Below are 22,347 nucleotides of genomic sequence, written 5' to 3'. Positions count from 1 at the left end.
AAATATAGTTTTTTTCATATCGAAAATTTAACCCTCATATATTGGTACAAGCAAAAGAGAAAGGAGACCATCATGAATTGGTTAGAAGCTTTCATACTAGGTATAATTCAAGGTTTAACAGAATTTTTACCAATCAGTAGTACCGGACATCTTTATTTAGGAAGGCATTTGTTCCGATTAGATGAGGCTGGCTTATTTTTAGATACGATGCTGCATATTGGGACTTTACTTGCGGTTTTTATTTATTACAAAAAAGAATTTATATATTTAATTAAAAACCCATTTTCAAAGCTCATGTTATTACTTATCGTTGGGACAATACCCGCAGTTGTAATTGGTTTATTGTTTAAAGACTTCTTTGAAGATATTTCAAAAACAGGAATCACGATCGGTTGGGAGTTTTTAGTGACCGGATTCTTTCTCTACATGGCAGATAAACAAAAGAATGGTCGTAAAAAAATGGATGACATAACATATAAAGACGCATTAATTATCGGTTCATTTCAAGCTGCTGCTATTTTTCCAGCCATTTCCCGTTCTGGAATGACAATTGTCGCTGCATTATGGAGAAAATTAGACCGTGAAACTGCTGCTTACTTTTCTTTTTTACTATCGACACCAGCCATCGTTGGAGCTATCATTTTGCAATTTGTAGACGTTTTTCAAGGGAAAGCAGAATCTATTTCTAGCACATCTTTAATTGTCGGAACGTTATCAGCAGCGTTTTTTGGATACATAGCCGTTTCATGGATGATTCAATATTTAAAACGTCACTCCTTAAAAGTATTCGCGTATTACGTATGGGGATTAGGTATTTTAATTTTAATGTTGCAATTTACTGATGTATTTTAAGTATAATGATAAAGAAGTTAATTAGTTTAAGATCCTGTTTCATTCATACAAGGCAGGATCTCTTTTTATTAAGGGGGAAAATATGTTTAATAAGGCTATCGTTATTGGTGGAAGTATGGCAGGAAAGTTTGCAGCAAAAGCATTATCAACTTCTTTTAAAGAAGTAATCATTATAGAAGCTGGTGAAAGATGGGATGGAAAGTCTTCGAGAAAAAGAGTTCCACAAAGTAATCATCCTCACGTGTTATTAAAAGGTGGAGAAAACGCAATTGAAGAATTGTTTCCTAATATTACGAACGAATTAATAGAAGCGGGTAGTATTATAAACAACTTTACGCGTGATTTGAAATGGCATCAATTCGGTCTATGGAAACAACCGTTCATAGGGGAAGTACATATGATTCAACAAAGTCGTCCTTTGCTAGAATGGCATATTCAAAAACGAATACATCAAATTTCAAATATTACTATTAAATATGAAACATTGGTTAAAGGGGTATTGGTAGATGCAAAGCTTAACAAAGTGTGTGGAGTAAAAGTTAAATATTTAGAGACAAACACACAAGAAGAAGTTCATGCGGATCTTGTAGTTGATGCGAGTGGATTTGGCTCGAAAAGTATAGAGTGGCTACGAGAATACGAAATTAAAGTACAAGAAGAGAAAGTTCGTATTGATTTATTTTACGCAACGAAAATGTTCAAACTTAAAGAAAATGAGGAGTTAGACTGTTGTAATATGCTAATGTCTCCTAGTTTCCCTGATAACCCTTATGGCGTTCTTATTCAAACGATAGAAGATAATCGTTATTTTGTTACTTTTAGTGGATACGCAAATGAGAAAGCACCACAAACAGATGATGAGTTTTATGATTTTGCTGAAAATCTATCAATTTCTAATGTTACAGACTTCTTAAATAAGGCTGAGGGAATTACTGATATAAAGACATACAAAATTCCTTATCAAGTACGCCGGCGATTTGATTTAGTGAATAATGTACCAGAAGGATTATTAGTTGTTGGAGATGCGCAATGTCGTTTTGATCCCGTTTTCGGCCAAGGCGTATCAGTTGCTGCTATGGAGGCTCACCAATTGCAATTACTTTTGCAAGATAGAAAACAACTTGATAAAACATTTACACAACAATTTTATAAAAAGGCAGCTACTATAATAGAAACCCCTTGGGATATGACAACAACAGAAATATCACGTCACCCGCAACTAAAGAGAGAATTAACTACAAAACAAAAATTTCAACTATGGTATACGAAGCAAATATATCGACTATCCGTAAGTAATTCTGATGTTTATATTCGGTTAGTACGAGTGATGAATTTAATTCGTAGTCCATTTCATCTCTTTCATCCGAAAGTGCTACTATCTGTATTACTTAATCGAAAGAAATAGCAGGAATATAATTGATTAAAAAAGAATGTATAACAGTTAGTAAATCAAGAAGGAGAATACGGAATGGAAATATACATAGAGCAACTAAAGAAACAAGATGCTAAGGATTTATTTACGTTTGAACTTATAAATAAATCTTTTTTTGAAACAATGGTACCAAATCGTGGCTCGAAATATTTTGAATTTGAATATTTCCAAAAACTACTAGACGATTTATTAATAGAACAGGCAGATGGAGATTCTTATTTTTATTTAATTCGTAATGAAGAAAAAGAAATTGTAGGGCGAATCAATTTAGTAGATATAGATACGGAAACTCGAATTAGTTCGCTCGGGTATCGTGTCGGAGAAAAATTTACTAAAAAAGGAGTTGCAACAGCAGCCGTAAAATTAATTTTAGATGTAGCGAAAAATAATGAAATTACTGAAGTTTATGCTAAAACAACGACTAATAATCTCGCATCACAAATTGTACTAGAAAAAAGCGGATTTTCTTCTTATCAAAACGAATCAGATATAACATCTGTAGAATTAAATGGAGAACATGTGAAGTTTGTGCACTATATTTGGAGAAATACTTCACACTTATAATAAGGAGGACTTATTCATGAATGATTTACGTTATCCAATTGGCCAATTTACATACAAACGTCCTATAACTGAAGAAATGATTGATACATGGATTCAAGAAATTGAAGATTTACCTAATGAACTAACAAGGGCAATTAAAGATTTAGATCAGAAGCAGTTAGATACACCATATCGCGTTGGAGGTTGGACTGTACGTCAAGTAGTTCATCACGTCGTTGATAGCCATATGAATAGCTACATACGCTTTAAATTAGCACTGACAGAAAAGAATCCAACTATTAAGCCGTATAAAGAAGAGAAGTGGGCAGAGTTACCTGATTCAAAATTACCGGTAGATGTTTCACTAGTAATGCTAGATTCATTACATAAAAGATGGGTTAATCTTTTATATTCTCTAGAAATTGAAGATTTAGAAAAGACATTTAACCATCCTGAAACTGGTGAAACAAAACTTGCTGTTGCAATAGGACTATACGCATGGCATGGTCGTCACCATACAGCTCATATTACTTCTTTAAGAAAGCGTCTAAATTGGTAACATGGAGATTATATTAGAGAAGGCGACAGAAACTGATGCAGAAGTTATATTTCAAATGCAAATAGACTCATTTAGCTCTTTATTACATAAATATAAAGACTATGAAACAAATCCAGCAAATGAATCTATTGAAAAAACTATTTTTAGAATAAATAATCCCAGCAGTAATTTTTATAAGATGATAATAGATTCGAAACTTGTTGGAGCGATATGTATATCCCAAAAAGAACTACCTTATAAATTTTGGATTAGTCCAATGTTTATTCATCCAATCTATCAAGGGAAAGGAATTGCTCAGAAGGTACTTATTTTAATCGAAGAAATGTTTCCAGAAGCACGAAGTTTTGAACTTGCTACGATTTTAGAAGAAGAAAGAAATTGTTTTCTATACGAGAAAATGGGGTATAAAAGAACAGAAGTAATAAAGAAATTAAATGATAAAACTACACTTGTTTATTACAAAAAAGAAAGGTAAAGCATTTAAAATACGCTTTACCTTTTTATGTTATTTTAGATTAAATATACAAAAATAATGTATGTTCTTCCAAAATACTCGGGTTAGTAATTTTGAAAATGAATAAAGATACAAAAACCACTACTTTGTCGTAAAGGTTACTAGCGCTTTTTGAATGCTTAAAATACTATCGTCACCTTTAAATTCTTTCGTAATTGGTTCCTCCATACTAGACACCCAAATTTTAAGTTCTGCATCTAAATCAAAATGCCCAGCCGTTTCGATGCTATATTGTGTAATACTTTTATAAGGAATAGAATGGTATTCTGTTTTTTTGCCAGTTACTCCTTGTTTATCTACTAATATAAGACGACGATTTGTAAATACGATTAGATCACGAATTAATTTATAAGCATGCTCTACTTTTTCATCGTCTAGCATAATCTTCTCTAAATCACGTTCTACACTTTCAGAACTCGTATTTGATGCATTTCCTAAAATACCGCTAAATAAACCCATATTAAATTCCTCCTTTAATATATGTGGAATGAATTACTTATATTGTAACATGTTACTCACAAAGATATTATCACATTACTTTAGTAGTTTCTGGTTATTGTTGTAATTAGTTTATATAACCTCATCTTAAAATCTTATGCTAATATGAAATTAAGAAAAAAGAAGCAGAGGGATATAGAATGAAGAATATCGGTTTAGTATTAGAGGGCGGAGGAATGAAAGGTTTATATACTGCAGGTGTACTCGAATATTTCATGGAAAAGAACTTATTCTTTCCGTATGTAGTCGGCGTATCAGCTGGAGCCTGTATGGGAGCAACCTATTTGTCGCGTCAACAAGGGAGAAATAAGAAAGTAAATACAGAGCTAGTATCAGATTACAGGTATATATCTTATCGAAATTTAATTCGAAAACGTGAATTATTTGGAATGGACTTTTTATTTGATGAAGTACCTAATAAAATTGTTCCATTTGATTTTCAAACTTTCTTAAACTGTAATGAACAATTTGTTATAGGGACGACTGATTGCGAATCAGGACAAGCTGTTTATTATAATAAAAAAGAACATGGAAATGATATTTTAAAAATCATCCGTGCATCCAGCTCTGTGCCGTTTATAGCACCTGCTGTAGAATATAATAATCGAAAATTACTAGATGGAGGAATTATAGATCCTATACCAGTTTTAAAAGCTCAAACTGATGGTTATGAAAAGAACGTTGTAATTATGACAAAGCCAGAAGGATACGAGAAGCAGCGAAATAAATTTTCTGGTCTAGCTAAAATTCTATATAGAAAATATCCGAAAATCGCAGAGAATTTAGTAGACCATTATCGTTTTTATAACGAGACGATATCTTATATGAATCAAGAAGAACAAAAAGATAATTTTTATGTAATTCAACCAAGTGTACAGCTTCCTATAAGCGGAATAGAAAGAAATAAGGAAAAGCTCGTTAATTTATATAATCTTGGGTATATCGATGCTCAATATCATTATGAAAACTTATTAAATTGGCTAGAGAAATAAAGGGGGGTAGGTAAAAAGGTTATTTTTAATGAATTGCAGAACATGCCTAGTCCACTGTATAAACCGTTTCCGAATTGTGACATTCGAAAAATAAGAAAAGATTTTAATAATACGTTTACAGAAGATGATTGTATAAGCGCTGATTTAAATTATTATTGGATGCATACAGCAGGTACTTTAAGTTACGTGCTTAATAATAATGAACAGGAGATTATGAATTATCCCATTTTATATAGAGATTTCATAAATTATGAAAAGACCCGTAAGCTATTACTTTATTATCTTACTGAATAAAAATTAAAACGTACAAGTGATGCTGCTTGTACGTTTTTTGTTCATAAAATATACAATATTAACACCTTGTCCATGTAGGTATTTTAACGAGAAAAAAGAAGTACATATAGAATATGTAAGAGGGAGGAGATAGAAGCTTGTTAGCTGTTTTCCTTTCAATTCATGTCCAACTCAAATATTTCGAGTAAAATTCGCTTCTAAATGGTATTATCAAATATCAAGAAAACTAATTTAGAAACGAAGAAGGGACAGGTTTAATATGGAAAACGTATCAAATGTAGATAAAGTAGAATCTATACAGTCTTTACAGTCAACAATCCGTAAACTTGAAAATGCACTATCTCAGATGACTCAAAAAGGTGCAAATACTACACTAGTGAAAAAACGACTTAAAGCTGTTTGCTTAGGATTAGCAGTGCTAAAAAACGTTTGGAATCAAGAAAATCATATGTATAGCCAAGAAGAGTTAGAAGAAGCTCGTAACGTCCTTACTGGCTTGCTTCCATCAATTGAGAGAGCCTATGATAAATCTAAAGCTGGTAGTCCGCAAAGAACACTTTTAACAAGAAGAATAAAAGCGTTGGAACTTTCTATTCAAGCAATTAATAAACTTTCTAATAAATAACTTAACTAGATACCTAACATCTTAATACAATTTTTAGTTTGTGTTAAAAATAGGTATGGACGTGCAGTATAGCAGTCGTTTTCCTTCAAATGATTATCCATCCGGAAAGATTGAAACATATTCTTTTTATAGTTCGATTTTAAATAACACACGTAAAATTCATATTTATACGCCTCATGATTATTCTCACACTTCACATCTTCAAGAACTTCTCATTGTATTTGATGAGAATTCATTCATTCATAACCTTCCAATCGCAAAAACACTTAATTATTTAATTTACAAAAATGAAATCCCATCTTGTATTGCTGTTGCTATAGATCCTGTCGATCGATTAGAAGAGCTAACTTATAACGATAAAATGAATGCATTTTTCAAGGAGGAATTACTTCCGTGGATTCAGGCGAAGTATCGTGTGCATTAAGAAGCAAAACATACAACAATTGCTGGTTTCAGTCTTGGTGGCTTAGCAGCTTGTTATGCAACACTTCAAAATCCACATGTTTTCGGAAATGTGTTGTCAATGTCTGGATCCGTACATTGGAAAAAAGATGATTATGAAAATGCAATTCCTTGGATTGAAAATCAAATTTAATCAATAGATTCTAATGCGACTCATCTCTATTCTTACATAGCAGTAGGAGAACTTGAAAACAAACCTCTTTTAACGGCTAATAGACGTCTGTATGAAGCTTTAAAAGAAAAGGAATACCAAATTACTTATGAAGAGTTTCAAGGCGATCATGATAGCGTGTGGTGGCGAGAAAAGCTATTCGAAGGATTAAGGGCATTGGAATTTACAAAAACGACACTAAAAAATAAAAAGGAGAGAGAAGCTATGAATCAAGAAGAACTAGATAAAAAACTAAAAAAACAAGAGATTTTAGTAAAAGATGAGAAAGTTTGGTCGTATACGTATGAGGATCATATTAGTTCTATCGTTAAACAAGCAGAACAGAAAGGAGCTTTTGATAATTTACCTGGTAAAGGGAAACCTCTTAATCTTGATAAAGATCTTTCGTACAATCCTGAAAAGCAACTTTATAGAACTTTAGCAAATAATCATGTTTTACCTAGGTGGATTGAGCTTTCAAAAGAAATTGATGATTTAAAAGAAAGACTAAAAGAAAATACAAATACGGCAGAAGCAGCGGATTTAATTCGAACTATTAATAAAAAGGTTTTAGAACACAATTTACTTTGTCCACCAAGTGCGCAAAAAACGAGGGTGAAAACGGACTTTTAACAATTTTTCACGAAGCTATTTCTTGCTATATAATTAAGTAAGGCATTTTCAATTCATTACTAAAGGGAGGCAAATGTAGTGAAGAATACGTATCAACTTCAAATTCCGAAAGAACTAGAACAGTATCGTAGTATTTTAGAAAAAAGTGTGAAACCGTATATTAAAGTGTCTGGAACGCAAGCAGAGACAACGCTTTTTGAAAGTAAATTTGGTGGATATCCGTATTTACCTATAGATCAAGAGCATCCTAAAGACTCAAACGGACAACCTATGATGCTACTTGCGCAGTTAAACCTTGAAGAAATACCTAACATTGAACATATGCCTCAACATGGAATGTTACAGTTTTTCATAAGTGCTGAAGAAGATCTTTTTGGAGCAGATTTTGATCATCCCACAAGCCAAAAAGACTTTCGAATTGTTTATCATTCTACAATCACAGCGGATTTAACTAAGGTGATTACTGATTTTAGTTATTTAAACACTTTAGATTTAGAGAATTTTATCATACCCGAAGCAGCAAAACTAAAGTTTGAGTTGGCATATCAGCCAGTAACACCAAGAGATTATCGATTTGAAATGATTTTTAGTGATAAAATTGATTGGGAAGAAATTGTTGATGAAGAAAATAATACAGAATTAGGCGAACTGTATGATGATTTATGTAAAGATCAAGGACATAAAATTGGTGGATATCCATTTTTCACACAGACAGATCCGAGAGAATGGGAAGAAAAATACCAGCAACATGACATATTATTGCTGCAAATTGATACAGACGATTCATTAAATATTATGTGGGGCGATTCTGGGGTTGCTAATTTCTTTATACGTAAGGAAGAGCTGTTAAATCTAGATTTTTCCAATGTCATTTACAATTGGGATTGTTACTAGAAGATATAAATAAAATAATAGCAAATAAAAAATCTTCCTGAAGGTGAGGAGGATTTTTTTATTTTAAAAATAAGTGTTATGTTAACTAGAATAAAAAAACAATGAGTTTAATGAAAGTCAAGCCTAAATAACAGAAATAACAACAAATAATGTGAAGTTGTAAAACGTGTGCAAATAGCAATAAATTCATAAAGTAAAACATAAAATATAATTATTAATTTATATTTTGTATAGAAATAATTTTTCTGTATAAAAAATTTCTTGCCGATCAAAAATGTTTTTAATTCGTTAAATCTTAAGCGATTATTGATTAAGATTTGCTGTGATGAATTTATAACAAATAAAAACGATAAAAACTGAAGAAATTTGTTTATATAAGATTTCATGTGAATCTCACTAAAAATCTCTGTTTCGTCTCATTAAGTATAGTTTACTTGGGTTTTGATACCCGATATCGCTTTGTTTCTATAACTGCCTATAATATATATTATGTCTACTAGTAAAAAATAATAAACTTATTATAAGTTAGCTTAGTTTGGTATACTTCCCTTTTCTTTATTTATTAGTGAATAGTTCGTTGATGCTGGATTAGTATAAATAATAATTAATAAAACATAATAAAAAGCAACTTGTTTAAATTTAATAATTAAACAAGTTGCTTTGAAATTGACTAAACTATATTTATAATTTGTTTGCTTTAGGAATTACTTTGATTTTAATTAATAATTCATCGTGAATTTTAATTTTATAATTGAACTTGTTTGTGAATTATTCGATCATCATTACAATTATTCTTTTTCTTGAAAAATATTGTATTTACGCTTTAAATGCAAACCTTTATTTTTATAAATCCACTGTGAAAATTTATTAACATTATTTTTACCACTTAGGTAAATACGATATTGTTTTTCTTTGTCAACAAAACTTAATTGGAATTTATTATTCTCAAGGATATCTTTAAAAGAATTCATAAAATTATATGATCCTCCAACAAAGCTAACAAAGTATTTATGAGAATTAACATGACCATCCCCATCGAAATACCCACGAACAAAGTGATGCAAATATTCTTCTGGTACAAAAGGAAATTCGATGTTAAATGATTTACACGGCCTGATTCCATGTATGTTCATAAGATCGTCTTTTATTGTTTTGCTATTAATATTTAGCATATATACACCTGTTTTTTTGTTTTGGTATAGCGGCTGATTTGTTTTTAGTTCTTTTTTTATATCTTCTAAAATATAACTTTCTTTTTGTGATATACTGACGCATTGATTTTCTTTTGGTATAGCACCATCAGCTGCTATAAATCCTAAAATATAAGCCATATTATTTGACCACGTTTTAAAATAATTTTCTGTTATGTCATACTTTCTCTTCCAGCTCCCTATAGCGCGCCTTGGAACGTTGCTGTCTGATAGAACCATACGAATATATCTTGCAGACACATTAGCAAGCATGGCGATTTCTGAAGTACTTTCCCCTTCTGCATACATATGAATGATTTCAGCTTTTGATAGTTTACATTTTGATTTCTTTTTTCGCTCTATTTGCACTTACATCCTCTCCTTCCTTTTAATAATTTGAGACTTATCTTCTTCTATAACATATAACGAAACATACGTTCTTTGTTGCTTATAAGAAGAAATTTACTAAATTAAAACAATTTACATCTACTTAATATTGATTTTATCTGCTGCTACATGGTTTTTATTTTGCATATAAGAATAATGAATTTAACAAATTTATGAAATGTACTGCATTTAAGGTGAAAGGTAAAATGATTTCGTTTAAACTACAAATAGCTACAATAACAACATACGTATATTGTTAATCATAAAAAGGAGAACGAATGAATAAGAAATATACAAATCAAATTCATACTGATATGAGTTTTAAACCGAAAGATATTATAAGTTTAATGACGGATTACTTTAAAATGAAATCAAAGCTGCGTCCTATAAAGGATTTGCCTGTTGTTTTATCAAATAAAGATAATGAAGCGTTAGAGAGTGTTACATGGTTTGGCCATTCTGCTTCTCTTTTGAAAATAGAAGGTAAAAAACTGTTATTAGACCCGATGTTTGGAGATGCCTCTTCCCCATTTCCTTTGTTTAATAGTAAACGCTATAGTGGTGCTTTTTCTTTAGAACGTGATGACCTTCAAGAAATTGATGCGATTGTCATTTCTCATAATCACTATGATCATTTGAATTACAAAAGTATTATGCAGTTAAAAAATCGCGCAAAACACTTTTATGTTCCAACTGGAGTTGCACAATATCTTATTAAATGGGGTGTTTCACCTAGTAAAATTAGTGAGCATAATTGGTGGGACGAAATTACGTTTGATAATATTAAGTTAGTATGTGCGCCTGCAAGGCATTTCTCTGGACGTGGTATGACAGATAGAGATCGTTCATTATGGTGTTCATGGCTTATTCTTGGTCAAGAGACTAAAATTTTCTTTAGTGGTGATAGCGGTTATGCCCCTCACTTTAAGGAAATTGGTGATAAATACGGTCCATTCGATCTTACATTAATGGAATGCGGGCAATATGATCCGAGGTGGTCTGCTATTCATATGTTGCCTGAAGAAACGGTACAAGCTCATATTGATGTTAAAGGAGAATTACTTCTTCCGATTCATTGGGGTGCTTTTACGTTAGCATTACACGAATGGAGTGAGCCGATAGAACGTGTTACGAAAGAAGCTAACCGTTTAGGAGTTAAAATTACAACGCCACAAATTGGCGAATCTATTACGTTAAAATCTACAGACTATCCTTTATCCGCTTGGTGGAAGAAAATTTAATTTTAAAATATAAAAAGAGCGAATCCTCTTATAAAGAATTCGCTCTTTTTTCTGTATTTAAACTTATTTCACTATATTGGATCTCCCACTATCTAATACTCTATTTGCTGGTACACTGGATATTTCAACCACTGTATTCATACTCTTATCAGTCAGTTCAATGAGTTCGTTTTCATGTTTTATTTTATTTAAATCCCACACCATCCCATGAAATTCATTGTGTTGACCACTTACCTGTATAATGCTTTTTGTTTTATTTGAAGGCTGTATTTGAAGGTTTGTAAATTGATTCCCACTAATTTCATTTGGCGTAGTTACTTGACTATCCATATAAATCATATTTACACAGTCTTCTAAAGAAAAGTTCATAAAACGATTGGCATTTATCCAAGCTTGTCCGGTGCTCGGTTTTTTCGCTACTAATTTCAGTCCAGTTTCCATTCCTACAACTTTAATATTTTCGAAGTTAACAAACGAAATTTCATTTTCTTTTCCAGCAGAGTATAAAGAAATTCCGGTACCTTTATTCGTTTCCGTCCAATTGATAATATTTATATCTTTTATTTGTGTTTTGTTCCAAGTGTTATAATATTTATTTTTACCGTCTAAATAAATAACTTCAGAGTTAAATTTAGGATCGTCAATAGTTATATACGCTCCTTCAATGGATGCGTTTTTCTCTAGTTCTAAAACTCTAAAGTTTCCCTCAACTACAAATTGGGATCCGTAACCAAATAATAATTTCACACCTTTTTTAACAATGATTGGTGACGTGATTTTATACTTTTTATCATCAAGCAATACAGTTTTAATTTTACTAGACTCTGCTTTATTAATAGCAGATTGTATTTTTATTGAATCATTTTCCCCTTTAAAGTTTTCTACATACAAGTTAGTACTTTTAGCTGCATAGTCTTTTTTGTTGTATTGATAAAAAGCAAAAATAATTAAAACTATACCCATGAGTAAAACAATTATTTTCTTCATCGTACTCACCCCATATCGATTAATCTATGGCTTTTATCTTCAGGTTATTATTATTTTGCTTTGTATTTCAGATTACCATTGCTGCTTTGTCTATTAATCCCTTCCTCTATCCTTAATAAGCTCTTACTGGCGATATAAGATGTACTGCTGCAGATTGCTCTCCTGCTTCAATCAATATCGGTCTCATAGAACCGCCAAAGCTTAAAGTAATCGTTTCTTCTTTTATTGCTCTTAAAGCATCAACCATAAAACGCCCATCGAAAGATATATTTAATTGTTTTTCACCTTGAATTGCATCTATTTGTTGCGTTTCGGATATTTGCCCAATTTGAGAAGCGTTTGAAGAAATTTTAATTGTGGATTCGTTTATGATTTCTAAGTTAACATTGTTATTGGCCCATTCACTTGCTAATAAACTTGATCGGTCTACACCTTGTAATATCTTTTTTCTATCTACGTTAATAATCGTTTTAAAATCATTTGGAATAAGGTTAGAAATATTAGGATATTTCCCTTCAATTAGTCTTGAATATAATGTAGTTGTTCCGAGCGTAAATATAATATGACTCTCTGAAAGGTAGATATATACGAATTCCGAATTGCTGTTCATTAATTTTAGAAGTTCACTAATGGTTGCGCTTGGTACAATACAATTTGCTTTTACATCTGAGGAAAGTAATGTTTCGCGTATCGCTAGTCTATGTGAGTCAGTTGCAGCACAAATTAACTTATTATTAGATAACTCTATATGCACCCCAGTAAGAACAGGTCTAGATTCATTTTTTGCTACCGCAAAGACTGTTTGTTTAAATACTTCAATCAATTGCTCTGTCTCTACTTTGATTTCTGCATGATTGTCTATAAGCGGTACATTCGGAAACTCATCTGCAGGAAATCCATTTAAACTTAATGTGATTTCTTCTGATTGTATCTTAATAATTTGCTCATTCTTACTTTTTATTGCTATATCACTTGGCATTTTCTTTATTATTTCAATGAAATACTTTGCAGGTACAACAATAGTTCCTGCCTTTAAAATAGTTGCAATCTTTTCGTCTTCAATTAAAACAGGAATGAATTTTTCAATAAAAATATTCGAGTTACTTGCAATTAAAGTAATTCCAGATTGATCTGCAGTTATTTTTATACCAGATAATATAGGGATTAAAGATTTTGTTGATATTGCTTTGTTGACTTCTGAAAGTGCTTGAGTGAATTGTTTGTGATTAACGATAAACTCCATGTTTTCCCCGCCTTACATGAGATAATATTTTTATGAAGATTGATGAACGATTGTTCCATTAAAAAAATAAGGTACTGTTTCTTTCTTTTGTAATAAATATAGTAAATGTTCTGGTATGCGTAAATACGGTGCTGCTTTATGTAATTCCATCCAAGTAATCTCTTCGATTTCTTTTGGCCTTGATATATATGTCTCCCCGCCGATTATTTCGCCTAGAAAATTAAAGAAAATGGCATGATGATCTCTTTCCTCGAAAAAGGCTTCGCTGATAGAAAAAATCCCGTTTACGTTTATATGTAACCCTGTTTCTTCTTTTACTTCTCGAATTACTGCTTCTTCTAATGTTTCTCCTAGTTTAACTGCGCCACCTGGTAATGTATAATAAGAACCATTTTCCCCTTTGTTTTTTACCATTAAGATCTTTTCATTAGTTTTATCGTACAAAATCGCGTATGTAACATTAACTTTTTTCATATGTACCTCCTCTATTTTAAATAAAAGGAATTTTCTGTCTTCTATTCATTCTACCATTAACTCCTTTTAATATATATAAGTTAGTTAAGTCTTGCCTTTACCGCTATTGGTGGAGTTAATAAGAATAGGCTACTGATATAAAAAAGAACGTACCTTAGGCAGATTATCCAAAGTACGTTCTTGCAGTTTTAGTATAAAAATTGATTCAATTAATACTGAAATTAATAATAACCTCGCCCTTATTGCATTTGTATTCCAAATACTAATGTTAACAAATTCTATATACTTTTTAACCGTTTTTCTAAATAATAATGAAATAGTCCAATTGTATCACTGCGAAAAAGAATGAACATTCCTAAACCAATTAGAACAATTGGAACAATAATATGACAATTGTTCTCAAGTGCTTTAGCTAGAATAGGAGCTCTTATCAATTTGTAGCTAATAAAACACCATATCGCTATCATGGAAAAAAAGATAACTAATGTAACGATATTTGCTTCAAGAGTTTGACTAGCAAACATTGGTATATAAATTGAGATATTGTCAGCTCCATTGGCTAATGTAATCGCAGATACTTTAAATAATGAATCGGAAGTGTTATCAATAACTTCATTACTTTTGTTAGAACGAAGCGAGAATAGTCCTTTAACCCCCATATAAATTGGCACGAATCCTAATAACCCAATCCACGAAACAGGAATGAAAAAAGAGCTTAAAGACCCAACGATACTTAGAAAAATTATCATACTAAACCCTACATATTGTCCAATAACAATATAAAGCTTTTTTCTCATAGCTTTTTCGCGGACAGCTCTTCCTTCTTTCCTAATTACTTCTGTTCTTACTTGTGAAAATAAAACAAGCAGTATAAAAATGTCATCAATATTTGTTGTAGCGAATGCCACAACAGAAGAAATTATGGTTGTAATCAATATAAGCCAACTACTTTCATTGTAAACTTATAAGAAAATAATGATCTATGAATGAAGTGAACGTTCCATCACAAAGTTGGTTAACTGTAATTTTCTAAATGTTTTTTAACAACATGTTAGTTCCTTTATAAAACAATATGAATATTCTACGTATCTGCTACTTAGTTCATCAAGAAATAAACAACTTTATTGCTTCTCAAATCATTTCATTTTAAATTAAATAACTCTATTCTCTCTACATAAAAAAGAGCCCTATATTAGGACTCTTTTTAGTATCAAGCTACTTTCCGATGTAAATGTTTTAGTTCCTTTTTCTTTTCTACATTTGGTGGGCGGATTAATATTGAAATAATGAAGGAAATAACACTTAAAACACCGATTATAATGAAAGTTGGTTGAAATCCCCCGAGTATCGCTCCAATAAATGATCCTGCAAGCGCACCAAATCCGAAACCTTGGTAGACAATCCCGTAATTTGTACTATGGTTTTTTAATCCAAAGAAATCTCCGACAATAGCTGGGAATATAGTTATATTACCGCCGAAGCAAAAGGCGACACTTGCTACACAGGCAAAATAGATTCCGTAATTTAGCGGAATAAAACTTAAAGTAAAGACTGACAATCCTATAATAATAAACGTTGCAGAGACAATTTTCATTCGGCCGATTTTATCTGATAACGTCCCAAGAATAATTCTACCTACTGTATTAAAAATTGCAATCATAGCAACGGCGTTTGCAGCGGTTGCTGCGCTAAGTCCAACGAGTTGTACACCGATATCTTTTACCATACTGATTAAATACAAACCCCCCATACACGAGGTGAATAACATAAAAAATAGCAGATATACTTGTTTCGTTCGCATCATTTCACGCGGAGTATAGTCATTGTGCAATGTTTCAGTTACAGCATTACTTACAATTGCCTCACGTAAGAAGCACGATCCGATTAACACTAAAAGTAACACGATAATACCCCAATATAAGAATGCTTGTGATACACCAAGGTTATCGATAAGATTTCCGTTTATATATCTAAAGATTAAGCTGCCCATTCCATACGCTGATACAGATATACCTGAAATAAGCCCTTTCCGATTTGGAAACCATTTAATTAAATTAGATAGTGATGTAATATAAGCTGTTCCATCCGCATAACCAACAACAACACCAGCTAATAAATATAATAGTGGTAAGGAAGAAACTTGTGAACTAAGTATTAAGCCGAGTCCTAAAACAATTCCTGCAGTAGCAATAAGTTTCCGAAGTCCTAATTTTTTCTGCAATTTTGCTGCAAATAAAGTTGAGAATGATAAAGAAAAACTTGTTATAGAGAAAGTTATCGCTACTGAATTAAGATTCCATCCAAACTTACTTACAAGGGGTTGATTAAATAAACTCCATGTATAAATTGTTCCAAGGCCAATTTGAACAATGATTGTACCTAGAACAATTAGTAATGGATTTATAGAAGTTTGTTTCATACTAACTGTCCCCTTCTTTTATCTTGACATGGATTTTCACAGTTAGTATATCCATCGTAAATTGCAAGATACTGTACGGAAAATGGTAATTAAGTTCATATACACAAAAAGACACTTCATAAAGAAGTGTCTTTTGCAGGTTATATCAGATGTTTCTAAAGAAAGCTTTGTTAAGATAAGCCATTTTCAAATGCTTATGTATATATGTTATCAAATAATTTCTTATATGTGATGAGACTTAAGACGTATTTTTCATTCATCATATAGTCGGATGAAAAATTAATATTCGATTTCATCAAAATCCTTCGGCTGCGGTACAGTTTGCATATTAGCTGCATCTTTAGGATCGCTATAAATTGCATTTTGCTCTGTATTTACATCTTTTATATTTTGTTTTTTATTTTTGTTCACTTTATCTTTCACTTACAATCACTCCTTTTTGTTATAGGAGTAATTATGCCCTATTACCGTTACTAAATGTATCAGCGACTAAATTACTAAATTCACGTAAATAATATAAGTAATTATCACCGCCGTAGTTATATCTTTTGTTATACATTTTTGCAACAACTACATTATATTCAGGTATTACTAAAATAGTCGGTCCAGTAATCCCTAATATTTGATATGACCCTTTTGGAACACGTTCACCAAGTTCGCTTAATTGTGCAGATTCATTTTGAACGAACCAAAACAAGCCATTTTGTGGTAGCTCTTTATTTACATATGTTGGACTCTGCAAACTCGTAGCGATTTTTATAACTTCTTTTGGAACAATTTGCTTACCGTTTATCACACCTTGATTTAAATGAAGATTGCCCCAATAAGCAAATTCTCTAGCTGAGACAAACAGATTTTTTTCAGTACCGTCATCTACCGTACCAATTTCACTAATTGCGTCTTCATTTGGATTATTAACAACGCCAACTAAATTTTCATCTCGCTGAACTCTCCAACCTGTTTCTTGAAAATTAGCAGGCTTAAAAACACGCTCCTTTAACAATTCAGGAAAACTTTTGTTATATAGCTGATAAATAAGACGTGTCATCATTCTTACATTAATATCTCTATATGCCCATGCTTGTCCCGGTTCAAATTCACGAAAAATTGTCCCGTCATTCATTTCTTCTAATCCGTGTGAATGTGTTACTAAATGTCTTATCGTTGTTTTACCAAGCAATGCAGGATCAAAGTCTTTAAAATATTTTATCGCTTCATCATCAATAGAGTTTATTTTCCCCTCGTAAAGCGCATACGCTATCATTAATCCTAAATAACTTTTTCTAGCAGAAGCAACGTTGAATTGCGAAGATGCAGTTACTTTTTTATTAGTCGCTGTATTTGAGTGATAACCGCTATAATGATCTAATACGACTTTATTATTTTTTATAATACAAAGTGCTGTAGCAGAACTATGATTTTTTTCTTTTATATTCTCTACCCAAGAAGTCAACTTTTCGTATGTATACAAATAAATCCTCCTTAATCCTAATACAAAATTACAGCATGAAAGAAAAGTATAAACAGTATTTACACCTTTCTTTCATGTAAAATAGTTTTGATCTTCTATACTTAAATGATCCACCAGTTCCAGCAATTAAAGCAACCAAAACATCCGGCACAACCTACGCAACCACCACATCTGCCGCCGCCACAACCGCCACAGCGTCCACCACAACCTCCGCATCCGCCACAACGACGTGCATCGCCTTGGATGTAATAATATGGATATTGACTTTGTTGTTGATCCCAATACACAACATTACCAGTTTGATAATCATTAAGGTTTAATGTTTGTAATTCATGTTGAAACTGATTCATTACGAACCCCTCCATTTATAAATATAAATTTCGCCCAAACGTTAAAGTTTATATATTTTTGTAAACAAAATAGAAACAAGACTATAGACTAAATGCGTACATCAACAAAATATGAACTTACACTAGGTGATGTACCTTGTTTTTTAGCCTATTTTCTTTATATCCTTGCGATGGACCTATTTACTATAAATAGAGTGATTTAAAAATTACTTATCCAACAATTTAGTAGTTCATCACTTAACTTTCTTTCTAGTAATTCCTTCACTAATGGCATTGGCATGATTTCATAATGATTTAAGGCTTCTTTATTATAATCTATCCAGTGAAATGCTAAATGAGACTCGCTAGATTTCGGTGTTAAGTCCGTATGTAAATCTTGTGACTCTACTTCAAAAATGTGGTTAATTTCATGATGAAGCACTTCTTTATCTTGCCATTGATTTTCTATGACTCCTAAAAATTGTTGTATACTACAGTTTACTCCAAGTTCTTCCCTTAGCTCTCTTATTAATGCATTCTCTGCTGATTCTCCAATTTCAATATGGCCACCAGGTAAAAAATAATGATGGCCAATATATTCAGCAACTAATATTTTTTCATTTTTTATCATGACTGCTCGTACAATATGATGGAATTTACTTTTCAATTGATATCCCTCCTAGTTATTCAATGTATAGTTGCTCAAAATAGTCATTTAGTATTGGTATAATATAAATCATAGGTGTTTCATACGGATGAATATCATTAATAACTTCAAGAGCATCTTTTACAATTTCTCGTTTACACTTTATTTCAACTTTACATTCTTGCCCTTCGCATATTCGCCCAATTTCTCCATTAAAAGGAGATGCCTCGTCTAAAGGTCTCCAATATCCTTTCACTGAACTATAGGAAAGGCAATGGTCATATTCGCCCGTTTTACATGCTCCAATTTTATTTAATTCATCCCTTAATGTTTCAATATATTCTTCAGGAATGAACACTTCAATTTTCACTTCAGTAAATTGCATATTTCATTTCATGCCTTTACTTCCTAATAGTTAAACAAATAAACGATATACTTGCTCACCATCATACTCTTGTCCTAATGATATGAAACCATATCGTTCATATAATTTCTTTGCAGAGAGATTATCTTTATGTACTGTTAATCTTATTTCTTTACACGATTTAAAAGTATTTTTTATTATATTAATACTTTCTCGTAATGCTGCTTTTCCATAACCATTACCTTGCTGCGATTGATCAATAATAAATCCGTTAATCCAATACATATCCGATGTCTCTCTTACAACAGCATGCATAACAAAACCAACCATAAGGTCACCATGGTATATAGCGAATGGTATGTACTCTACATTGTCACCATCTGGTTTTATATATACTTTAGCAAGCGAAACTGCTACGGGTGGAACAAATTTCAACTGATTTTCTTTAACTTGTAGTTTTAATGCTTCTTCCCAATTTTCTCTCGTAACAACCTTTAACTGGATATTCAATATTGTAAGCTCCCTTATATAGAGGATGTATGTTTATATTCAACGCATTGAAATAATTCCCTTTTTCGACAACAACTTATAACATAATTTTTATAAAATCTTGAATGAATTTTTGTTCATCTATTTCTAATGCTATATGGGCTCCTTCAGATATAGAGCTAAGGCGAAAATCAGCAAATGTTTGTCCTTTCGTATCTCCGTATGTATCAACATTCACTGTACGATGTATAAATTCAAAAAAGTTTGGATTTACTAATCCACTTATAGCAACCACATCATGAAGCAATGGCCCTTCGATAGATGGATTAAGTTTTTGGTATGCAGAAAAATAGTAATCATACATTGGTTTCATTATCGTATGGAATGGATTCTTTGAATTAGCTTGAATATAGTCAAACACATTTGGTGTTAACACAGCTTTGTTTGTTACATTTAAAGGGAATATTAATAAATTCTTTGCTTGATGGAAAACAATTTTACTTGCTATAGGATCTCCATACACATTTGCCTCTGCTAACGGCGTAACGTTTCCTACTTCTAAAAAAACACCACCCATGAAATAGATTCCTTTTACATTTAGCATTAAATCATTCCACAAATTAAAAGCAATTGCTAACGAGGTAGATCTTCCTACATCAACAATCGTTAAATCTTTTCCGTAATTTATAAGAATCGCAGCAATACTGCCAAAATTGTATATTGGAATAGATAATACGCTTTCTGGAACATGGATGGTACCTAATCCTTCTGCTCCGTGAATTTCAGGGTAGTACGTAGTAATTTCTTCTGTAAGTGGTTTTGTTGCACCACTAATGACAGGAATGTCTTGTCTATTTGCTAACTGTAAAATATACGCTGCATTATGTGCAGCATGTATATGCTCAACATTTCCGTATCCAGTTACAATACCGACAATTTCAATTTCGGGATGCAGTAAGCCATACATAATGGCAAATGAGTCATCAATACCTGGGTCTCCGAAAAATAATACTTTTTCCAAGAAATACGCTCCTCTCACGAAAAAATCGAGTCATTAGTAACTATGTATATGAAAAAAGCATGTATATCTATGCAAATTTTAGAATGGATAATGTTTTACAAAATATTAAAAAGGAACTAGCGTATGCTAATTCCTTTCTTGAGTAACCATTCTCAAATTTAATTAATTATCGTATCCTTCATAAATTGCATCATTTATTTGATTTTGTATTTTTGTATCATCAGGTATAGGTTTCCACCAATTTCCTGTAATGAATAACATAGTTAATAAATTATAACTATCACTAAAATAACTTTCTCTCTTATTCTTCATCCAATCCCAACCGCTATTTACCCACTTTTGATTATTGCTACTTGTTATACTTGCAGCAATAAACGGTGAAACAAATACAGCAGTTGAATAACTACCAATATTAGATCCATTTAATTGATAACCATCCACAATTTTAGAAGGATTTCCATTCGTTTTATTTTGAATCCACGAAGAAACTTTATCAGAAATGACTTTACTTCTTTTCTCGCCGTACATCGCATAGTCCATTACAATTCTCAATGGTACCCGACTAGCATTGTAATAATATGCATTTGTATATTCTGACTCCTCTAAGAAGTCTTTAGGTGCGGGTTGTGGTGGGTTTTTTACAACGAAATCTGAAATAAGTCCTGTATTTGGAGAGTACTTATTACTAAATTGCGTATAAACATCGTACAAATTATTAATAACAGTAAGCCAAGTTTTATCACCTGTAAATTCATAAAATGCTCTAAGGTGTGACATCATCCAATCAGATGGTCTCGTATCAAGTGAACTTTTAGAATCCCAATCTCCTAAATTTAGTCGGTTATTATTTGTAACATTACTAGCTTTAATACCTTTTGTAATCATGTCTTGTGCTTCTTTCAAATAATTAACTGTTCCATTAGATCCCCACTGCTTATGAGCAAGAAGAAGAGAATACGCAATATCTAAATCTCCATCAGTAGCAGAATCAAAATGACCTTGTGCTTTTTTACTATCTGCGACAACCCATCCCATTAAATTAGGATTTTGAGAACTTTTAAAAGTTCTTGCTGTTTTAAATAAACCGTCATAGATTTTTTGAGCATTCGAATCATAACCAGCCATTAATACTGTAATTATCATCCCATACCCTTGACCTTCTGAAGTTCCAAGTGGCTTAAACCCATCTGCATCACCTGTAATCTCTCCTTTTACATAATAACCACCAGGTAAAGAAGATAAATCATTTTTCAAATATTTCTTTTTCCAATTATCGTAGTAACTTCTTACAGAAGCATTTAAACTTTCCTGTGTAACATGATTCGGTTTTATAACACCTGCATAATTAACTTGCTGCGGAAATGGTTTCATTTCCTTTGCAGCAGCTACTTGTTGATTAACTACGGGAATAGAATTTTGTACTGAATTGTCCGTTACACTTGCTGCGAAACTAGAATTAGAAAAACTAGCTAGTCCGATTCCTACAATAGAAATACATGTGAAAATTTTTCTTTTTCCATTCATTATGTTGTCAGCTCCTTTTAAAATGCTTACTACATAAAATGTAACATACAATATTTAACTGAAATACAAAATATTATATTTATCAACATAAGAAAGAAACTATATAAAAAAGT

The 22,347-nt window shown here is 31.7% G+C and carries 26 protein-coding genes and 1 pseudogene; 12 read left to right on the top strand and 15 right to left on the bottom strand.

All coding sequences use genetic code 11. The features are described 5' to 3' along the window. The first annotated feature begins 72 nt into the window (after window positions 1–72). From EBQ15_RS06095 to EBQ15_RS06075, 5 genes are all read left to right on the top strand, one after another. A complete protein-coding gene (locus EBQ15_RS06095; RefSeq protein WP_001104298.1) occupies window positions 73–852 on the top strand; it encodes an undecaprenyl-diphosphate phosphatase in 780 nt (259 codons plus the stop codon). Window positions 853–934: 82 nt separating this feature from the next. Further along, the gene (locus tag EBQ15_RS06090) at window positions 935–2,257 is read left to right on the top strand and encodes an FAD-dependent oxidoreductase (RefSeq protein ID WP_000482054.1); all 1,323 of its coding nucleotides are present in this window, start codon (window positions 935–937) and stop codon (window positions 2,255–2,257) included. Between the two features lie 63 nt (window positions 2,258–2,320). Then, window positions 2,321–2,848: a GNAT family N-acetyltransferase gene (locus EBQ15_RS06085; RefSeq protein ID WP_000409232.1), complete on the top strand. Its 528-nt coding sequence runs from the start codon at window positions 2,321–2,323 to the stop codon at window positions 2,846–2,848. A gap of 16 nt (window positions 2,849–2,864) precedes the next feature. Further along, window positions 2,865–3,386: a YfiT family bacillithiol transferase gene (locus tag EBQ15_RS06080; protein ID WP_000999082.1), complete on the top strand. Its 522-nt coding sequence runs from the start codon at window positions 2,865–2,867 to the stop codon at window positions 3,384–3,386. Window position 3,387: 1 nt separating this feature from the next. After that, the gene (locus EBQ15_RS06075; RefSeq protein WP_000402627.1) at window positions 3,388–3,861 is read left to right on the top strand and encodes a GNAT family N-acetyltransferase; all 474 of its coding nucleotides are present in this window, start codon (window positions 3,388–3,390) and stop codon (window positions 3,859–3,861) included. Between the two features lie 120 nt (window positions 3,862–3,981). Here EBQ15_RS06075 and EBQ15_RS06070 read toward each other — a convergent pair whose 3' ends face one another. After that, window positions 3,982–4,359, bottom strand: coding sequence for a PH domain-containing protein (locus EBQ15_RS06070; RefSeq protein ID WP_000522476.1), 378 nt, complete (start codon window positions 4,357–4,359; stop codon window positions 3,982–3,984). Between the two features lie 179 nt (window positions 4,360–4,538). Between EBQ15_RS06070 and EBQ15_RS06065 the strand changes: the two genes are divergently transcribed. The 6 genes and pseudogenes from EBQ15_RS06065 (at window position 4,539) to EBQ15_RS06045 (ending at window position 8,449) form a co-directional block, all read left to right on the top strand. Beyond that, the gene (locus tag EBQ15_RS06065) at window positions 4,539–5,390 is read left to right on the top strand and encodes a patatin-like phospholipase family protein (RefSeq protein ID WP_000789288.1); all 852 of its coding nucleotides are present in this window, start codon (window positions 4,539–4,541) and stop codon (window positions 5,388–5,390) included. A 21-nt stretch (window positions 5,391–5,411) separates the two neighbouring features. After that, window positions 5,412–5,684 carry a YxiJ family protein gene (locus tag EBQ15_RS06060; RefSeq protein ID WP_033682840.1) on the top strand — a complete coding sequence of 91 codons (273 nt, stop codon included), beginning with the start codon at window positions 5,412–5,414 and terminating at the stop codon, window positions 5,682–5,684. Window positions 5,685–5,943: 259 nt separating this feature from the next. Continuing rightward, window positions 5,944–6,309 carry a hypothetical protein gene (locus tag EBQ15_RS06055; protein WP_000432686.1) on the top strand — a complete coding sequence of 122 codons (366 nt, stop codon included), beginning with the start codon at window positions 5,944–5,946 and terminating at the stop codon, window positions 6,307–6,309. Window positions 6,310–6,349: 40 nt separating this feature from the next. Next, window positions 6,350–7,021, top strand: a pseudogene (locus EBQ15_RS31440) (alpha/beta hydrolase); the annotation flags it as partial. A gap of 126 nt (window positions 7,022–7,147) precedes the next feature. Then, window positions 7,148–7,555, top strand: a complete 408-nt coding sequence (locus tag EBQ15_RS31435; RefSeq protein ID WP_033683881.1) for a DnaJ family domain-containing protein — start codon at window positions 7,148–7,150, stop codon at window positions 7,553–7,555. 78 nt (window positions 7,556–7,633) lie between these two features. Further along, on the top strand, window positions 7,634–8,449 hold the full coding sequence (locus EBQ15_RS06045; protein WP_000799812.1) for a YwqG family protein: 816 nt from the start codon (window positions 7,634–7,636) through the stop codon (window positions 8,447–8,449). Window positions 8,450–9,237: 788 nt separating this feature from the next. On the opposite strand, the gene EBQ15_RS06040 is transcribed toward EBQ15_RS06045, so the two are convergent. Further along, complete coding sequence (locus tag EBQ15_RS06040) at window positions 9,238–10,008, bottom strand: LAGLIDADG family homing endonuclease (protein ID WP_001165383.1); 771 nt, start codon at window positions 10,006–10,008, stop codon at window positions 9,238–9,240. Between the two features lie 296 nt (window positions 10,009–10,304). Between EBQ15_RS06040 and EBQ15_RS06035 the strand changes: the two genes are divergently transcribed. Next, window positions 10,305–11,267, top strand: coding sequence for an MBL fold metallo-hydrolase (locus EBQ15_RS06035; RefSeq protein WP_001037079.1), 963 nt, complete (start codon window positions 10,305–10,307; stop codon window positions 11,265–11,267). A gap of 63 nt (window positions 11,268–11,330) precedes the next feature. Here the strand turns inward: EBQ15_RS06035 and EBQ15_RS06030 are convergent, their stop codons facing one another. The 13 genes from EBQ15_RS06030 to EBQ15_RS05975 all read right to left on the bottom strand — a co-directional run bounded on the left by EBQ15_RS06030 (window position 11,331) and on the right by EBQ15_RS05975 (window position 22,234). After that, window positions 11,331–12,254 carry a hypothetical protein gene (locus EBQ15_RS06030; RefSeq protein WP_000721088.1) on the bottom strand — a complete coding sequence of 308 codons (924 nt, stop codon included), beginning with the start codon at window positions 12,252–12,254 and terminating at the stop codon, window positions 11,331–11,333. Window positions 12,255–12,366: 112 nt separating this feature from the next. Then, window positions 12,367–13,497, bottom strand: coding sequence for a DNA polymerase III subunit beta (gene dnaN, locus EBQ15_RS06025; RefSeq protein ID WP_000394473.1), 1,131 nt, complete (start codon window positions 13,495–13,497; stop codon window positions 12,367–12,369). A 30-nt stretch (window positions 13,498–13,527) separates the two neighbouring features. Then, window positions 13,528–13,971, bottom strand: a complete 444-nt coding sequence (locus tag EBQ15_RS06020) for an NUDIX hydrolase (protein ID WP_000757611.1) — start codon at window positions 13,969–13,971, stop codon at window positions 13,528–13,530. A 278-nt stretch (window positions 13,972–14,249) separates the two neighbouring features. Then, the gene (locus EBQ15_RS06015; protein WP_000633408.1) at window positions 14,250–14,906 is read right to left on the bottom strand and encodes a cadmium resistance transporter; all 657 of its coding nucleotides are present in this window, start codon (window positions 14,904–14,906) and stop codon (window positions 14,250–14,252) included. A 275-nt stretch (window positions 14,907–15,181) separates the two neighbouring features. Further along, on the bottom strand, window positions 15,182–16,390 hold the full coding sequence (locus tag EBQ15_RS06010) for an L-lactate MFS transporter (protein WP_000815127.1): 1,209 nt from the start codon (window positions 16,388–16,390) through the stop codon (window positions 15,182–15,184). Window positions 16,391–16,669: 279 nt separating this feature from the next. After that, the gene (locus EBQ15_RS31060) at window positions 16,670–16,813 is read right to left on the bottom strand and encodes a hypothetical protein (protein WP_000653680.1); all 144 of its coding nucleotides are present in this window, start codon (window positions 16,811–16,813) and stop codon (window positions 16,670–16,672) included. A gap of 31 nt (window positions 16,814–16,844) precedes the next feature. Further along, the gene (locus EBQ15_RS06005; protein ID WP_000288928.1) at window positions 16,845–17,861 is read right to left on the bottom strand and encodes a serine hydrolase domain-containing protein; all 1,017 of its coding nucleotides are present in this window, start codon (window positions 17,859–17,861) and stop codon (window positions 16,845–16,847) included. Between the two features lie 101 nt (window positions 17,862–17,962). Continuing rightward, on the bottom strand, window positions 17,963–18,211 hold the full coding sequence (locus tag EBQ15_RS06000) for a heterocycloanthracin/sonorensin family bacteriocin (protein ID WP_001071345.1): 249 nt from the start codon (window positions 18,209–18,211) through the stop codon (window positions 17,963–17,965). A 199-nt stretch (window positions 18,212–18,410) separates the two neighbouring features. Further along, window positions 18,411–18,857 carry an NUDIX domain-containing protein gene (locus EBQ15_RS05995; protein ID WP_000836840.1) on the bottom strand — a complete coding sequence of 149 codons (447 nt, stop codon included), beginning with the start codon at window positions 18,855–18,857 and terminating at the stop codon, window positions 18,411–18,413. A 16-nt stretch (window positions 18,858–18,873) separates the two neighbouring features. Next, on the bottom strand, window positions 18,874–19,221 hold the full coding sequence (gene cutA / locus EBQ15_RS05990) for a divalent cation tolerance protein CutA (RefSeq protein WP_001160788.1): 348 nt from the start codon (window positions 19,219–19,221) through the stop codon (window positions 18,874–18,876). A 30-nt stretch (window positions 19,222–19,251) separates the two neighbouring features. Continuing rightward, window positions 19,252–19,710 (bottom strand): GNAT family N-acetyltransferase, encoded by a 459-nt coding sequence (locus EBQ15_RS05985; RefSeq protein ID WP_001025613.1) that lies wholly within the window; start codon window positions 19,708–19,710, stop codon window positions 19,252–19,254. A 76-nt stretch (window positions 19,711–19,786) separates the two neighbouring features. Beyond that, window positions 19,787–20,710, bottom strand: coding sequence for a nucleoside hydrolase (locus EBQ15_RS05980; RefSeq protein ID WP_000416789.1), 924 nt, complete (start codon window positions 20,708–20,710; stop codon window positions 19,787–19,789). Between the two features lie 162 nt (window positions 20,711–20,872). Further along, the gene (locus EBQ15_RS05975) at window positions 20,873–22,234 is read right to left on the bottom strand and encodes a family 8 glycosyl hydrolase (RefSeq protein ID WP_001013599.1); all 1,362 of its coding nucleotides are present in this window, start codon (window positions 22,232–22,234) and stop codon (window positions 20,873–20,875) included. Window positions 22,235–22,347: the final 113 nt, after the last annotated feature.

The organism is Bacillus sp. 2D03 (assembly GCF_003946765.1).
In the GTDB taxonomy this organism is placed as follows: Bacteria; Bacillota; Bacilli; order Bacillales; family Bacillaceae_G; genus Bacillus_A; species Bacillus_A cereus.
Note: the sequence above shows the minus strand (reverse complement) of the source record. Positions and strands in the feature narration are given on the sequence as shown.